Source organism: Streptomyces sp. CO7, from assembly GCF_053474865.1.
Genome location: NZ_JBRIOU010000004.1, coordinates 849,956 through 850,393 on the forward strand (window position 1 = coordinate 849,956; position 438 = coordinate 850,393).

Below are 438 nucleotides of genomic sequence, written 5' to 3' on the forward strand. Positions count from 1 at the left end.
GTACCGGCCGGGCGGCCGCGGGGTCCGACCAGCCGGGGGCCGGTGGCCGCGACGCGTTCAGCCACGGCGCCTCCCCCGCGGCCCTCGCAGCCCGCGCGCCCCCAGGCCGGTGACGGCCGCGCCCAGCAGGGCGCCGGCGGCGACGTCGCTCGGGTAGTGCACGCCGGCCACCACCCGGGACAGGCACATCGCGACGGCCACCGGTGCGGCCACCGCCCCGGCCGCCGGGAGCAGCACCCCGGCCGCCACGGCCGCGGCGGCGCTGGAGGCGGCGTGCGAGCTGGGGAAGGAATGGTTGGCCAGCACCGGCACCCGGGCCTGGACGGCGGTGGGCCGGGGGCGGCGCACCAGGCGCTTGACGCCCACGCTGGCGGCCTGGGCGGCGGCGGTGAGCGCGGCGCCGCGCAGCCATTCGGAGCGGCGGGGGCGGGCCCCCGC

1 protein-coding gene is annotated in these 438 nt (G+C 83.1%); it reads right to left on the bottom strand.

Annotated features, from left to right (window positions below; all coding sequences use genetic code 11):
• Positions 1–57: 57 nt before the first annotated feature.
• On the bottom strand, positions 58–438 hold a 381-nt coding region (locus ACOV8S_RS16680; protein ID WP_448318587.1), incomplete at its 5' end, for a phosphatase PAP2 family protein.